The organism is Chryseobacterium aquifrigidense, assembly GCF_006716485.1.
Taxonomy (GTDB): domain Bacteria; phylum Bacteroidota; class Bacteroidia; order Flavobacteriales; family Weeksellaceae; genus Chryseobacterium; species Chryseobacterium vietnamense.
Genome location: NZ_VFPD01000003.1, coordinates 213,169 through 227,478, shown reverse-complemented (window position 1 = coordinate 227,478; position 14,310 = coordinate 213,169). Strand labels below are relative to the sequence as shown.

General features: G+C 35.6%; 14 protein-coding genes and 3 tRNA genes. 4 read left to right on the top strand and 13 right to left on the bottom strand.

What is annotated here, in order from left to right; translation table 11 throughout:
- The first annotated feature begins 117 nt into the window (after positions 1 to 117).
- Complete coding sequence (locus tag FB551_RS19690; protein ID WP_047428067.1) at positions 118 to 510, top strand: multicopper oxidase domain-containing protein; 393 nt, start codon at positions 118 to 120, stop codon at positions 508 to 510.
- A gap of 38 nt (positions 511 to 548) precedes the next feature.
- Positions 549 to 983 (top strand): META domain-containing protein, encoded by a 435-nt coding sequence (locus FB551_RS19685; protein WP_142018637.1) that lies wholly within the window; start codon positions 549 to 551, stop codon positions 981 to 983.
- 78 nt (positions 984 to 1,061) lie between these two features.
- Here the strand turns inward: FB551_RS19685 and FB551_RS19680 are convergent, their stop codons facing one another.
- The 9 genes from FB551_RS19680 to FB551_RS19640 form a co-directional block, all read right to left on the bottom strand.
- Complete coding sequence (locus FB551_RS19680; protein WP_047428073.1) at positions 1,062 to 1,322, bottom strand: SemiSWEET transporter; 261 nt, start codon at positions 1,320 to 1,322, stop codon at positions 1,062 to 1,064.
- 35 nt (positions 1,323 to 1,357) lie between these two features.
- A complete protein-coding gene (locus FB551_RS19675; protein WP_142018636.1) occupies positions 1,358 to 2,392 on the bottom strand; it encodes an NAD(P)/FAD-dependent oxidoreductase in 1,035 nt (344 codons plus the stop codon).
- Positions 2,393 to 2,446: 54 nt separating this feature from the next.
- The gene (gene porN, locus FB551_RS19670; RefSeq protein ID WP_047428079.1) at positions 2,447 to 3,385 is read right to left on the bottom strand and encodes a type IX secretion system ring subunit PorN/GldN; all 939 of its coding nucleotides are present in this window, start codon (positions 3,383 to 3,385) and stop codon (positions 2,447 to 2,449) included.
- Positions 3,386 to 3,405: 20 nt separating this feature from the next.
- Positions 3,406 to 4,998, bottom strand: coding sequence for a type IX secretion system motor protein PorM/GldM (gene porM / locus FB551_RS19665; RefSeq protein ID WP_047428082.1), 1,593 nt, complete (start codon positions 4,996 to 4,998; stop codon positions 3,406 to 3,408).
- A gap of 52 nt (positions 4,999 to 5,050) precedes the next feature.
- Positions 5,051 to 5,749, bottom strand: a complete 699-nt coding sequence (porL, locus tag FB551_RS19660; RefSeq protein ID WP_047428085.1) for a type IX secretion system motor protein PorL/GldL — start codon at positions 5,747 to 5,749, stop codon at positions 5,051 to 5,053.
- Positions 5,750 to 5,802: 53 nt separating this feature from the next.
- Complete coding sequence (porK, locus tag FB551_RS19655; protein ID WP_047428088.1) at positions 5,803 to 7,227, bottom strand: T9SS ring complex lipoprotein PorK/GldK; 1,425 nt, start codon at positions 7,225 to 7,227, stop codon at positions 5,803 to 5,805.
- Between the two features lie 108 nt (positions 7,228 to 7,335).
- On the bottom strand, positions 7,336 to 9,189 hold the full coding sequence (gene glmS / locus FB551_RS19650; protein WP_047428095.1) for a glutamine--fructose-6-phosphate transaminase (isomerizing): 1,854 nt from the start codon (positions 9,187 to 9,189) through the stop codon (positions 7,336 to 7,338).
- A 36-nt stretch (positions 9,190 to 9,225) separates the two neighbouring features.
- On the bottom strand, positions 9,226 to 10,878 hold the full coding sequence (locus FB551_RS19645) for a DUF4270 family protein (protein ID WP_082001912.1): 1,653 nt from the start codon (positions 10,876 to 10,878) through the stop codon (positions 9,226 to 9,228).
- A gap of 13 nt (positions 10,879 to 10,891) precedes the next feature.
- Complete coding sequence (locus FB551_RS19640; RefSeq protein ID WP_034693703.1) at positions 10,892 to 11,662, bottom strand: glycogen/starch synthase; 771 nt, start codon at positions 11,660 to 11,662, stop codon at positions 10,892 to 10,894.
- Positions 11,663 to 11,833: 171 nt separating this feature from the next.
- Between FB551_RS19640 and panC the strand changes: the two genes are divergently transcribed.
- Positions 11,834 to 12,682 (top strand): pantoate--beta-alanine ligase, encoded by an 849-nt coding sequence (panC, locus tag FB551_RS19635; RefSeq protein WP_047428100.1) that lies wholly within the window; start codon positions 11,834 to 11,836, stop codon positions 12,680 to 12,682.
- Positions 12,683 to 12,863: 181 nt separating this feature from the next.
- Here the strand turns inward: panC and FB551_RS19630 are convergent.
- The 3 genes from FB551_RS19630 to FB551_RS19620 all read right to left on the bottom strand — a co-directional run bounded on the left by FB551_RS19630 (position 12,864) and on the right by FB551_RS19620 (position 13,181).
- Positions 12,864 to 12,936 (bottom strand) — tRNA-Lys (locus tag FB551_RS19630).
- 54 nt (positions 12,937 to 12,990) lie between these two features.
- Positions 12,991 to 13,073: transfer RNA gene (locus tag FB551_RS19625), tRNA-Leu, on the bottom strand.
- Positions 13,074 to 13,108: 35 nt separating this feature from the next.
- A tRNA-Lys gene (locus FB551_RS19620) sits at positions 13,109 to 13,181 on the bottom strand.
- 115 nt (positions 13,182 to 13,296) lie between these two features.
- Here FB551_RS19620 and FB551_RS19615 point away from each other — a divergent pair.
- A complete protein-coding gene (locus FB551_RS19615; RefSeq protein ID WP_047428102.1) occupies positions 13,297 to 13,812 on the top strand; it encodes a shikimate kinase in 516 nt (171 codons plus the stop codon).
- Positions 13,813 to 13,830: 18 nt separating this feature from the next.
- Here the strand turns inward: FB551_RS19615 and FB551_RS19610 are convergent, their stop codons facing one another.
- Positions 13,831 to 14,268 (bottom strand): RNA-binding S4 domain-containing protein, encoded by a 438-nt coding sequence (locus FB551_RS19610; protein ID WP_047428105.1) that lies wholly within the window; start codon positions 14,266 to 14,268, stop codon positions 13,831 to 13,833.
- Positions 14,269 to 14,310: the final 42 nt, after the last annotated feature.

The following is a 14,310-nucleotide window of genomic DNA, read 5'->3' as shown; positions in this document are numbered from 1 at the left end:
AAAACTTTAATTTTCTGTTAGTTTATGAAAAATTAACACATATTTATTAAAAATATTTGTAAATTTATATAGCATTAACAGCATAATTCATGAAACACTTTAAAATCACTTATCACTATGAAAAAATTATTATTACCAGTCCTTTTCGGATTGACCATTATTTCCCTGACAGCGTGTAAACATCCCGGAAAAGAAGCTGAAACAATTACTGCTGTTGCTCCAGAAAATACAGATGACATTTCAAAAAATGTGTATGTTGACAGCTATGGAGAAAAAATAGAAGTGACTATCAACAACACCAAAAATACAGCAACAATACATTTAAACGGCAAAACTTTTGACCTTAAAAAAAGTGATGCTTTACCTGACTATACAGCCTCCAATGAAGAATATCAATACTCTGATATTAAAGGCAATATCACTTTTCTGAAAAAGAATGTTGATATGGTCCTTTTCCATCTTAAACAGGCAAAAAAAGAGTCTGGTCCTGCAAAAATGGCATCGTATTAGCATAGGGATTAGCAATTCACATTAAAAAAATAAACATTATGAGAAGTTTATATTATTATTTTTCGGCACTTGTTATCGCAGCATTTTTAGTGGTTTCTTGTAAAACACAAAATGCTCAAAAAGCAACTACTGATATTACAGGAAAAACGTGGAAGCTTACTGAGCTTAACGGGAAGCCGATTGAATTGAAAAACCCTAAAAACAATCCTTATTTCAAGCTTGAAATGGATGGAATGAGATATCAGGGACATGCAGGATGTAATGGTTTAGGAGGAACATTTGAGATCAAACCTGAAATAATGAGAATTAAATTCAATCAGGGAATGTCTACCATGATGGCTTGTGAGGATCTTGATATTGAAAATCAATTTACCAAAGCAATCCTTGCAGCAGATAATTACTCTGTAAACGGAAATACACTGACTTTAAACAAGGCAAGAATGGCTCCTTTAGCTAAATTTGTACTTCAATAATAGGATCTCGCTTAATATTTCACTTAAATAAAATAAAATACGCTTCATCATGATGAAGCGTATTTTTATTTGGCAATTCTATTTTTTCTTATTATACATGATATAACAGATCAAAAGGCTGATATTCACCAGAACTGCAAATGCATTGGATACAATGATAGGTAGTTCGTCTTTGGCAAAGCCGTACCATACCCATAAAGAAAGTCCTGAAATCAGGACCAGCAGCATGAGTAAAGAAATATCTTCTACATTCTTTTCTCTGATTACCTTTATAAGTTGTGGGATCATTGAAACGGAAGTAAGAACTCCGGCCACTATACCTAATATATTTTCATTCATAAATTTTCACCTTTTATTATCTGCACTAAGATACACTATTGAAATCTCTTCCATGAAACTTCTTCGTGCAGTGGGATATCTTCCTCCATAAAACGGAATAAATCTCTCGAAAAATAGCATCCATTAAGAATACCACGGGCTCCAAGTCCATTAAAGACATAAAGATTGCTGAATGTTTCGTGCCTTCCTATGATAGGTCTTCTGTCTTTTACAGTCGGGCGGAATCCGAAATGTACTTCTTCTACTTCAAAATCATAAGGATAAAATTCTGAAAGTCCCTTCACAAGTTGTGCAACTGCAGACTCATCAATGTGATGGTGAAGCTGCTCCCTGTCATAAGTTCCTCCATAAAAATACAGCCCGTTACCGGTTGGGAATAAAAAATGTTTCTTTTTAATGGTTATATTTTCCGGAAGAGGTTGTGACAGTTTCACTTTTATATGGTGACCTTTATTCGGGGTTACTGTAATCTCTGAAAAGTAAGGATTCTCCTTCACTCCCATTCCTTCACAAAATATAATATTCTTGAAAGTATAATTCTTATAGATGGATTCAGATGGGTTCAATTTTGAATAATCGAATTTTTCTTGTACCAGATGATCTTTTTTTTCAAAATAATTGAATAGACCACCGAAAAATCCATTAACATTAAGTCTTGCTGATTGATTGACCTTTCCGGTAAGAAAATCGTTTTTTACTATATTTAAACGATCAAAATTTTGATCAAGAAAATGTGATAATTCTTCATTTTCTGATTTTTTCAACCATAAATTCTGTTCATTCTCATCATGAAAAATTCTGTGGATGGGAGCATTGATCAGATAATTTTCTCCGGTATATGATTCTATTTCCTTTAGACTTTCTTTGAGAAAATCTATTTGTTCCTGTGCTTTCCAGAATGTGGTAAACTTTTTTAGCACAACGGGATTGATAATTCCTGCTGAAACCTGGGAAGCACTTCTTCGTCCTTCTGTAAAGATCACAAAAGACTTGTTGTTTTTAATTAGCTGATGAGCTAAGAAAAGCCCGGCATATCCATCTCCTACAATAATATAATCTACATTTCTCATAATAAAAAAACCTGAGTAAAAATACTCAGGTTTTCTATAAATATCAAGTGAAATCTAGTAATTCCACATATCATTTTCCATATCAAGAATCTGTCCTTTGATTCTATCACTTTCTTCCAGTTGTTCATCGGCATTTTTAGGAATATAATCTTTAATAGTACCATCTCCTAAACCAGCTGAAGACTTATAAATGATAGAAGAGAATCTTCTTGCATTGATAACATCATCGAAAGATAAGTCAGCAGACGAATTTTTTCTGTTGAAAACAAAATTATTCGCCAAAACATCACGAGCACTTGGATAATAGATCCAGAACAGATCAATTAACTCATCGTTACTTGCAATAGGCTTACCATCTGGCCCGATAACTCCCTGTACTGCAGGATCCGGTCCCATAGCAGCAATACCAAGAGGTCTGTATTTCATTTGCCCGTCTCTCTTATCAATAAACCACATACCCATGATTTTAAGAACTTTTACTTTATCAGTAGTTGTCTTAAATACGTCAGTATATTGCTTTTTTTCTGCTTCTGTAAGTTGTCTTCCAGAGTTTAAGATATCAATAGCAGCATCATTGATGATCACTTTTTCCAATCTTTTCTGAATTCCTTCAGGAGAAAGTTTTACAGTGAAGTTTTCATCATCATATACCTGCTCAATTTTTCCACTTAAAGCTGCATCCAACAATAATTGGTATAGAGATCTTGTAGGAGAAGAAAGAAGGCCATCCGGATTATCATAGTAGAATGGCTGGTTGATCTTATCATTCATATCAATGATCTCCCATACAAACATACTTTTAAGGATATCTTTGTCTTCTACGAAACCATACTCAAGAGGCTTTACTGTTTTATCTACAATAGTATCACCAACTTTTTGTTTGTTTTCTGCTCTCATCTGTCTGAACTCTTCCGGAGAGGATGCATTCAGAATAGTCTGGGAAAAAGCAAATCCCGAAACTAATACTAAAAGGGTGCTAATATATTTTTTCATAATAAATTACAATTTTAGTCCTATGGAATGTTAATGATTATAGGAGTAATGTTTTTAATAACCTGTCCATCTAAACCTTGAGCAGTAACTTTAATATCAAAGATAGAAACTACATCTCCAGATCTAAGATTCTTCACTAATCCAGCAGCATCATCTAATGAATTTCCATGAACTAATAGCGCTGCTCTACCTGGTACTCTTACCATAAACTGAGTTACAGTAAATGACACAGGGAAGTCAAAGTCAGGGATTGCTGCCTGAACAGATTGGTTAGGAATAGAAGTTGCCGGCATAGACACAATACTTTGTCCTCTAATCTGACCTTGTGGTGGTGGTACATTTTTAATTCTGTATTCAAACACCTGAGATACTGATTTTCCGTAAGGATCTGTTCCTGACAATGTTAACTTAACAGTAGTACCTGTAGTTGGTTTTACAATCCATTTTCCTGGGCCTGTACTTCTTACAGATGCACCCGGAGCAGATAATGAAAGTTTAGAATTGTCAGCTCCTAAGATTGATCCTGAAACAGGGTTCTCAAGTCCTCTATACATTACATTCATTTTGTCTGCAGAAAGTAATAATCCTTTTTCAAGTTTTACTTCTCTTGGTCCTGCAATTACATTATAAGTATGTGTCCAAGGGAAGCTTTGCGGCTTACCTGAAGCATCCGTTAATGTAATAGTACCTCCCAATTTATGTTCACCAATTCCAGAACCTGAAATTGCGATAGAACCTTTACCGTTTTCTACTTTACTTACTCCAGAAATGCTGATCTTATTACTGTTAGAATAAGTACCTAGCATTACTTTTACTTCAGCCTGTTTTCCTGCCTGGATATCCACCGGACCTGAAACGATAGGCTCGTAGCTTGAGAATTTAATACTCGCATCCACTTTTTCCTGAAGTAATAATGCCAATGCATCAGACTGAACGTTTCTGGCATCATTTTGGATAATCTCCAAGTTAGATATTGCAGCAATTAGCGGCTGATGATAAAATTTATTCTGGAACCAAGTCTTTTCATTTGGAGATGTTCCTTTAGGATACTCCGCGATAAGAGACTTGTTAGCTCTTGCCACTAAATCCTGTAACTGAGCATTGCTTCCGAAAGTAGCATTGATGTAGTTTCTTACGTCATCAATTTTAGCTTTCAGGTCTAATGCATTCTTAGATGGAGTATTTTCATCTCCTTCTTTGAAGAAATATTCAGTAGTGGCTTCGTTGTTGTTCAATGCAGCAAAGTTTTCACTTACGTCAATATCTTTTCCTGTTTTAGGATCTTTGTCGTGAAACTCAGATTGTTTCTTCAACAAATCTTTAATATCCTGAGCAGATTTTACCAATGCATCAATTTTGGTTTTCAATACTTTGTACTGAGACCAAGGCTGTGCATAAGTATCCGGAACTTGCTGAGCCTTAGCTTCCAACGTTCTTTCAAAGATCTTCTCGTTCTTTTTTTCTGTTAAAGTTCTGGTTTCATTCAATGCTCTGGTAGAGTCATAGTATGATCTGATGATTTCTGCATCAATATTTAGGGCCATCATCGCGATGAACACCAAATACATCAGGTTGATCATCTTCTGACGAGGGGTCTGTTTTCCTTGTGCCATTCTCTTTTCTTTGTTTTTTGATTAAGTAGTTAAATTTAGAAATGGTTAGGAATTAAGACTTCATAGCAGTTAGCATACCACCATAAACTCTATTTAAGTTATTAAGATTAGATGTTAAACCTTGTAGCTCTTGGTTGAATTTTTCAGATTGCTCTGCAGATTTCTGCATATCAGCAACGTACTTGTTAGCAAATTCAGATTGTCTCTTACCGCTTTCAAGTTGCATTGCATAAAGAGCATTCATGCTTTCCATATGCTGAGCTGCTTTATTTAATTGATCGTTATATTTATGAGTAGAAGCAGATACGTCAACAGTTTGATTGATTTGATCAACAGAGTTTGAGAATTTATCAATTCCTGTTCTTAATCTTTCAAATAATTGAACATCTAATCTAGCATCTTCAAGCATTTTATCCAATTTGTTAGAAAGAGAGTTTTCTAATTCAGCAAATTGAGCTGCAGCGTTATTATTTCTAGAAGAAACATTAGAGTGTAAAGGATTTGGGTTTGCATGCTTATCTAATAACTCAGGATAAACATTTTCCCAAGCATAAGACTCTTCTGATTTTGGAGGGTCAAATGCAAAAATGATAAAGATAATTGCCTCAGTAATAAGCCCCACAGTAAGAGCAATATTCCCGTTAATTGGTCCCAAGGTAATGTGAGTAATTTTAAGCCAAGCTCCAAGAATTACAATTGCAGCACCGAATGAATAAAAGAAATTCATCCAAGCATCTTTAGTCTTAAACATATTGAGTTAGTTTTTTTAATGTTAAATAAAATTGTTATTGAAAAATTGTCTGATTAATTTCTGTTAACTCTTCTTGGTTTAACAGCGGCTTCAGGGATGTCCTGTACAGTTCTGAATCCAATATAGCTTCTTGCGGAATCTTTTCTTTCCCAATCTCTAGCACCTGTCATAAGTGCATATCCTATATCTTTCCATGATCCACCTCTTACAGATTTCTTCGTATCCATCTTATCTTTAGTAGAAGGATTTAATGTAGAAGAGAATCCTGAAGAAGAATTGTTAAATGAAGATAGTGTCCATTCAGAAACGTTTCCAGCCATATCAAATAACCCAAACCCATTTTTCTTAAATTTCTTAACTGGAGCTGTATATGTATAAGTACCTTTTTTCTCATCTTCCATGTAGTTACCTCTCTTCGGCTTAAAGTTAGCCAGATAGCAACCTCTGTCATCCATTAAATATGGACCACCCCAAGGGTAAGTAGCATTTTGCATACCTCCTCTTGCAGCATATTCCCATTCAGTTTCAGTTGGAAGACGGAACTCTAATGGTCTTTGTTTTTTTCTTTTTAAGCTTTCGTTGTAATCTGTTTTCAATTTAGATCTGAAGTTACAATAAGCCCTTGCCTGATCCCAGGTAACCCCAACAACAGGATAGTCTTTATAAGCCTTGTGCCAGAAATACTGTTCAAACAATGGCTCATTGTAAGCAAAGTGGAAATCTTTTACCCAAACTGTAGTATCAGGATAGATCGCGATACTTTCGCTTTTCAGGTAATTAGCTCCTCTTTCGTTATCTGCAACTGCAGCGTCCATATCTCCCCAACGGTAAGTATATTTCAGCTTGCTTACATCTAAAATTCTTTCGTTTCCAATTCTTGAAGAAGAAGGCAGATACAGAGATTCTAGAACTTCTGCGTATTCTACATCCGGATATTTTGATGTGCTCCAGTGTAAAGGAATTTTCCAATCTAATCTTTTGCTGGCATCATAGCTTCCGTCTTCCCGGCCACCCTGGCCTTCCATATATTCTTGATAAGGTGTTAAATTTTCTTCTTTTTTAGCAAGGTATGCATAATCCCCTATGCTGGCCCCTTTACGTCCGCCTTCATCACCACCTTCTCCGGCAGCTTCAGCAAGTAAAGTTCTCGCGATAGAGTCTCTTACATAATTGATAAATACTCTGTACTCTGAGTTGGTAGTTTCTGCTTCATCCATGAAGAAAGAAGAAACAGTAACAGTCTTCAATGCTGCTTTTTCAGGAGTATTTGTTGGATCCTGGTCTGCTAAACCAGCAACAAATGAACCTGCAGGAATTGCAACCATTCCGTATGGTCTTTCCGCAACAAATGATTTAGTTTTTTCTCTTGGTATCAATTCTCCTTTTGTTCCTGGCTTCCCTACAGAAGAGCTGCCACCACCTGAACAAGATACCGATGCTACCGACGCAGACAATAATAAAAGAAATATCCTTTTCATGTTAATTTTTATAATTAAGCCGTAAATATATAATTTTTTTAAGAAACTTTTAAGATTTTTTTTGAAATAACGGAAGAAATCTAAATTTATTTTATTTACAACAACTTTTTATTCCACGGTAACAGATTTTGCAAGGTTTCTCGGTTGATCTACGTTGGCTCCTCTATATACTGCAATATAATAAGCAAGCAGTTGCAGAGGTACGGAAGCAACGATTGGAGAGAAACATTCTGAAGTTTCAGGGATTTCGATAACATAATCTGCCATTTCGCTCACCTGACGGTCTCCTTTATTAACTACAGCGATAATTTTTCCTTTTCTCGCTTTAATTTCCTGAACGTTACTTACAATTTTATCATAGTGCCCTTTTCTAGGTGCTATAATTACAATTGGCATGTTTTCATCGATCAGGGCAATGGGACCGTGCTTCATTTCTGCAGCCGGGTATCCTTCTGCATGGATGTAAGAAATTTCTTTTAATTTTAATGCTCCTTCTAAGGCTGCAGGATAGTTGTATCCTCTTCCTAAATAAAGGAAATTGGTAGCTTTCACAAAATCTTTTGCAATATTCTGCGTAAGCTCATGGGTAGTATTCAACACTTCTTCAATTTTCTTAGGAATAGCATCAAGCTCAGCAATTAAGCTCATAAATTCAGCGTTTCCTAAGTTTCCATTGTGTTTTCCTAATTTAAATGCAATTAAAGTAAGAATGGTAAGCTGCGCCGTAAATGCTTTGGTAGAAGCCACCCCGATTTCAGGACCGGCATGGGTATATGAACCAGCATCTGTAATTCTTGCAATGGAAGAATCTACAACATTACAAATACCATATATAAATGCACCTTTTTCTTTTGCTAATTTTAAAGCAGCCATCGTATCTGCTGTTTCTCCGGACTGAGAAATGGCAATCACCACATCTTTATCTGTAATGATCGGGTTTCTGTATCTGAACTCTGATGCGTATTCTACTTCAACAGGAATTCTTGCGTATTCTTCGATCAGATATTCTCCGATAAGACCTGCATGCCAAGAAGTACCACAAGCAATGATGATAATTCTGTTGGCATTTTTAAATCTTTCAACATGATCCCAGATTCCAGCCATTTTAATTACTCCTTCATCTACAAGAAGTCTACCTCGCATTGTATCGTGTACAGATTTAGGCTGTTCAAAGATCTCTTTAAGCATGAAGTGTTCGTATCCACCTTTCTCAATTTGTTCAAGGCTTAATTTAAGCTCTTGAATTTCCGGCTCAATTTTAGAGTTTTCACTGATGGTTCTGATATCTACTCCATTTTCCAGAGAGATCGTTGCCATATGTCCTTCTTCAAGATAAATAGCTTCTTTTGTAAATTCTACGAAAGGAGAAGCATCAGAAGCAATAAAGTATTCTTTATCACCGATTCCGATTGCTAAAGGAGATCCTAATCTACCTACCACCAATACTCCAGGATAATCTTCATGAAGCGCAGTAATTGCATATGCTCCATATACTTCATTCAAAGCATATCTCACTGCAGTTGGGAAGTCGATATCCGGATTAAGATCCATAAAATACTGGATAAGGTTTACCAGTACTTCCGTATCTGTTTCAGATTTGAAAGTAAACCCTTTTTCAGTAAGCATTGTTTTAATGGTATCATAATTTTCAATAATACCATTATGTACAATTGCAATTTTTCCGTTGTTTGACAAGTGCGGGTGGGAATTTCTGTCACTTGGAACTCCGTGGGTAGCCCAACGGGTGTGTCCCATTCCAATTTTAGCCTTTCCTTTTAGTTCTTTTGAAATATTCACCAAATCCTCCACTTTACCTTTTGTTTTTTCTACTTCCAGTTTGTTACCTGGTCCTTCTAAAACAATTCCGGCACTGTCATACCCTCTATATTCCAATCTTCTAAGACCATTAATTACAATTTCATAAGCGTCTTGAAAACCTGTATATCCTACTATTCCGCACATATTTTATTTTGTCTAGTGTTGTTTGTTTATTGTGTTCTATTTTTTCGTACCATAAGTCACCATTAGCTGGATTCTCTTAGGGTTGGTATTCGTTTTATCAGTTCCTATCAGAATAATTCTGTTCATATCAAATGCTCTTGTCGTATTACGAACACCTAAAAGGGTTCCTGTAGTACTTGCTGCAAATGCTCCCGCACTGATTATTAATGGCTTATTAACAATCGGCTGTGTAGCATCTCCAACTGTTTCTGTTTTTCCTTCAACAATATCCTTGATTGTTTTTGTGACTACAAAATCATAATAACCTGGCTCAGGTTTCTCACTAAAATAGTACAATCCAAGTCCGTTTGTCAGATCTGAAGTGAAAGCTAATTTTGAGTAATCAATTTTACCGGCATTTAATGTATTGTTTAATAGTGTAAACTTACGATCTTCAGTAGAGCCAGTATTTTTCCAGGTTGAAGGATCCAGATATACTCTGATCTTAGCACTTACAATGCCCGCCTTATCTTTGGTATAGATATCCTTAAGTTTTGCGATAGTCTCATCCTGAATTTTTACCACTACAGAAGGACCTCCCATTCCCTGAACAAAAAGTTTTGCATCACCTTCGTTAGGATTACTTTCTGATAATGCATCTTTAACAGGTGTTCCTAATCTGTTATATTCAACCAATCCGATATGTGCATTGGCACTTCCTAAATTAAAATTAAGTGTTGCCTGCGGTCTTGTGGTAGTTCCATTATCAGTTTTATCATATTTATAGTACATGATAACCTGCAGGTCATTAGGAGAAAACTGATACAGATATCTGTCTGTTTCGTCTACAGAAATTTTTATTCCTTTAAAATATCTGATAAAGTTAGCAGCATCCTGAAGTTCAGGTTTTCCTTTTTTATCAAGAATATGAGTCTGGAAGAAATCTGTGTTACTCAATTTCATTCTGAATCCTAAGTTTCCTGAAAATACAATTGAATTGTCAGATTTTTTTGTAATAGATAAAGAACTCACGTTACCATCAAATACTCCTGAACCTAATAGTTCACCAGTACTTATTGATGCATTGGAACGTTTTAGGGCATCATTATTTGCATCCAGGAACGTAGTCACTTCATGCACATTGATTTTCATTGATTTTGAAGCACCTCCTATTTTACCGTATTTACGAACAGGATATGTTTTCTTCTCAATGGAAACTTCTGTAGCTACTCCGTCTACCGGGAAATCAGTTTTCGTGTATGTATTTGTTCTTAATGAATCGCTGCTTTCAAAGAAATATGTATTTGAAGCTGTATTTGCAGGTGGTCTTACTACAAGGACTACGGAATCTACTTTTGGATTCGCGCCATTGAAGTCGAAATTATCTGTTGGCATTCTCAGCTGGGTAACATAAGATGCTCTCTGCATTCCAAACTGGGATTCAGTAAAGGCTCCAAGAACAGCAACATTTGTGGTAACGCCTGATTCGCTCAGCCCACTGATCAATCTTGAAGCATCACTTCTGATGGAATCATTATTGTCATAATTGTATGCTATAACAGGATATGCAATTTCATTGCCTTGTGCTGCATCACCATTAAACAGCTGCTCACCAAGAGAATCCGGATCCGGTTCACAGTTATAAAGCAATGCACTTCCAAAAATCGCCAATAAAAGCATGGCGAAGGTCTTTTTAAGATTATGAGTCATTAAAAATGTGTTTTTAATAAAGTTGATTTATAGAATCTACGTCCAGATACTCCGATTTCTGGGTTGCTGTTTCGTTGAAAGCCTTATCCAGGTCTTCATCCAGAAACTCGTCACCTTTTACAACGGCATCTACGTAGTTCATACTTTCGATAACAAAACTTTTAATAGTTGGGTTATCTAACGCTTTTAACCCTGAAATATTATCAAACTGCAGCTTTTCATCGATCTTTTTGTCCAGGTCAGCATCTTTCTCATTGTAAAGAGAAAGTACAATTTTTGCGTCCTTGAAATAAGTATCTGATTCGTAGTAAGTTTTAAGATAAATTGGAACAAAAGAAGACATCCATCCATTCAAATGGATAACATCCGGCACCCAGTTTAGTTTCTTAATGGTTTCAATAACTCCTCTGGCAAAGAAAATAGCTCTTTCGTCATTGTCTTCGAAAGGGTTTCCTTCATCATCGAAATAATATTGTTTTCTTTTGAAGTATTCTTCATTGTCAATAAAGTAAACCTGAAGTCTTTCCCCCGGAAGAGACGCTACTTTAATGATTAGAGGCTGGTCCAGGTCATTGATAATAATATTCATCCCTGAAAGACGGATTACTTCATGAAGCTGGAATTTTCTCTCACTTATTTGTCCAAATCTTGGCATAAAAACTCTTACATCATTGCCTTCTTGGTGCATCTTAAGTGCCATTTTGTTTACCACTGCAGCCATATTTGTATCTTCCTGATATGGATACATCTCTGTAGTAATGTACAGTATTTTTTGATTCGGCATAAACTTTCTATCTAATTTTTGTAAAAATGCTTTAATGTGCAAAATTACAAAAAAACATCCAACATTATTTTAATTAACATTTTTTTACGAAAATTCCCTTTTTCAAATTATTAAAAGTACATATTATTATGCGATATTTTTAGTATTTTTGAAATAGTATTAAAATAAACTATGGAAGTTCTAAAAAACAGAAAAGTCCTTCAGGATTTCATTGAAAGACAGAAAGAAATGGGAAAAAGAATTGGCTTTGCCCCTACTATGGGTGCCCTGCACAATGGCCATCTTTCTCTGTATGAAGAGGCAAGAAAAGAAAATGACCTTGTCATTTCATCAATTTTTGTAAATCCAACCCAGTTCAACAATCCTGAAGATCTTGAAAAATATCCAAGAGATATCAACAGGGATATTCTTATTCTTCAGAATTCAGGTCTTGTAGATGCTGTTTACATCCCGGAAGTAGCTGATATTTACCCTGAAAAAGCAGAAAGCCAATCATATGACTATGACGGATTGGAAAATGAGATGGAAGGCAAATCAAGACCGGGGCATTTCAATGGGGTAGGAACTGTTGTAGAAGAGCTTTTCAGACAGGTACAGCCTGATAATGCTTATTTTGGTGAAAAAGATTTTCAGCAGCTTGCTATTATTAAAAAAATGGTGGAGAAAAAGCATCTTCCCGTTAAAATAACCGGAGTTCCTATTTACAGAGCAGAAAACGGACTCGCATTAAGCTCAAGAAACCAAAGACTTCATGAAGACCGAAAAGAAGCTTCTAAAGTAATTTATGAGACTTTAAAAAAAGTAAACGACTGGTTCAGGACTGTGAGTATTCCGGAAATTAAGGAAAGAGTAGCTGATATTTTTGATGATCAGCAAGGCATGAAGCTTGAATATTTTCTGATTGCTGATGAAAACACATTACAGGAAACTGACTTTTTCTATAAAGACAGAAATTTCAGAGCTTTCATTGTAGTTGTAGTAGATGGAGTGAGATTAATTGACAATATGCATCTGGATTAATCTTTATCCATTACAATATACTATCCCCGGCTGATTCAGTTGGGGATTTTTCTTGAATCTATCAACAAAAGATTGGAGTAGGCTGAGTTTATACAAAAATCAAAGGCCTCCTGAAGGAAGCCTTTGAAACACCAAATCACAAAATATTAATATGAAAAAAATTTACTTTTCAGTAAACTTGTGACCCGGCTGGGATTCGAACCCAGGACCCATACATTAAAAGTGTATTGCTCTACCAGCTGAGCTACCGAGTCGGCCACAATTAAAATGAAATAAATTTCAATATTAATTATAAAATTTCTTTGCAGTGCCTGCGACTGGACTCGAACCAGCACATCCTTAGGAAACCACCCCCTCAAGATGGCGTGTCTACCAATTTCACCACGCAGGCAATAAAATTACAAACTAAGTAATTATTATTGCTAGTGACCCGGCTGGGATTCGAACCCAGGACCCATACATTAAAAGTGTATTGCTCTACCAGCTGAGCTACCGAGTCGGCCACTTGTGTAACAAGTTTTCATTTAAGTAATGTCCCTTGTTTTAAGTGGTGCAAAGATATGACTTTTTTCTTTATCTCAAAACTTTTTCGCAAATTTGTTTAAAAAAAATTCATGGTAATTTCATTGATCGGATACATGGGAAGTGGCAAATCTCACATTTCCAAAATATTAAGCGAAAAAATAGATTTTAAATTAATTGATCTCGATAAAGAGATTTCCAGAAGAAATAAATTAACCATTCCTGAAATTTTTGAAAAAAAGGGAGAGATTTACTTTAGAAAGCTGGAAAGAGAGGCGCTTGAAGAGATATTGGCTTCTGAAGAAAATGTGGTTTTAAGTCTTGGCGGAGGAACTCCTGTATATTATAATAACATGGAAATCATCAATCACAATTCCAAGAGTGTTTTTTTAAGAACAGGAGTAGGAACACTGGTTGAAAGACTTTCAAAACAGAAGGAAAAAAGACCTTTGATTGCCAATATATCTGATGAAGACCTGCCGGAATTCATTGCCAAGCATTTATTTGAAAGGAATCAGTTTTACAGCAAAGCACAATTCACTGTAGGGACAGATTCCCGAGAACCGGAAGACATTGTGAACGAAATAATAGAAAAGCTCTATCTCTAGAGCTTTTTTATTTTACTATTAATCTTCATCATCAGTTTCATTGCCTGTCTCTCCAAAGAAATCGTCCCAGTCTGTAAAATCAGAATCGATATCGTTTCCTACGTAGTCGTCCATCTCTCTTCTGTCTTTTTTGGTAGGTCTACCCTCTCCCTTATTTCTGTAATAGTCCTGTGACATTTTACGGAGTTTCAACAGTTCGTACTGCTCCTTATCTGTCACATCCTGGATATGAAGAGGTACCAGCTTGGCTCCAATTCTGCTTTTAGGAATCTGAATTACCTTTATTTTATAATCAATTTGATTCTTACGGATTTTAATAGTATCTCCTTCTTTTACCTCTTTAGATGACTTTACGGCAGACGTTCCTATAGAAACTCTATTCTTTTTAATCTCCTCTGCTGCAATACTTCTCGTCTTATAAAAACGAATGCTCCATAAAAATTTATCTATTCTCATAATTTTTTATACTTTTGCCGTTATATTATTTGTAAAGTAATT

Bases quoted from the DNA above. Each gene is read 5' to 3' on its own strand.
- FB551_RS19690 (WP_047428067.1), top strand. From the start codon at position 118: ATGAAAAAATTATTATTACCAGTCCTTTTCGGATTGACCATTATTTCC.
- FB551_RS19685 (WP_142018637.1), top strand. From the start codon at position 549: ATGAGAAGTTTATATTATTATTTTTCGGCACTTGTTATCGCAGCATTT.
- FB551_RS19680 (WP_047428073.1), bottom strand. From the start codon at position 1,322: ATGAATGAAAATATATTAGGTATAGTGGCCGGAGTTCTTACTTCCGTT.
- FB551_RS19675 (WP_142018636.1), bottom strand. From the start codon at position 2,392: ATGAGAAATGTAGATTATATTATTGTAGGAGATGGATATGCCGGGCTT.
- porN (WP_047428079.1), bottom strand. From the start codon at position 3,385: ATGAAAAAATATATTAGCACCCTTTTAGTATTAGTTTCGGGATTTGCT.
- porM (WP_047428082.1), bottom strand. From the start codon at position 4,998: ATGGCACAAGGAAAACAGACCCCTCGTCAGAAGATGATCAACCTGATG.
- porL (WP_047428085.1), bottom strand. From the start codon at position 5,749: ATGTTTAAGACTAAAGATGCTTGGATGAATTTCTTTTATTCATTCGGT.
- porK (WP_047428088.1), bottom strand. From the start codon at position 7,227: ATGAAAAGGATATTTCTTTTATTATTGTCTGCGTCGGTAGCATCGGTA.
- glmS (WP_047428095.1), bottom strand. From the start codon at position 9,189: ATGTGCGGAATAGTAGGATATACAGGTTTTCAAGACGCTTATGAAATT.
- FB551_RS19645 (WP_082001912.1), bottom strand. From the start codon at position 10,878: ATGACTCATAATCTTAAAAAGACCTTCGCCATGCTTTTATTGGCGATT.
- FB551_RS19640 (WP_034693703.1), bottom strand. From the start codon at position 11,662: ATGCCGAATCAAAAAATACTGTACATTACTACAGAGATGTATCCATAT.
- panC (WP_047428100.1), top strand. From the start codon at position 11,834: ATGGAAGTTCTAAAAAACAGAAAAGTCCTTCAGGATTTCATTGAAAGA.
- FB551_RS19615 (WP_047428102.1), top strand. From the start codon at position 13,297: ATGGTAATTTCATTGATCGGATACATGGGAAGTGGCAAATCTCACATT.
- FB551_RS19610 (WP_047428105.1), bottom strand. From the start codon at position 14,268: ATGAGAATAGATAAATTTTTATGGAGCATTCGTTTTTATAAGACGAGA.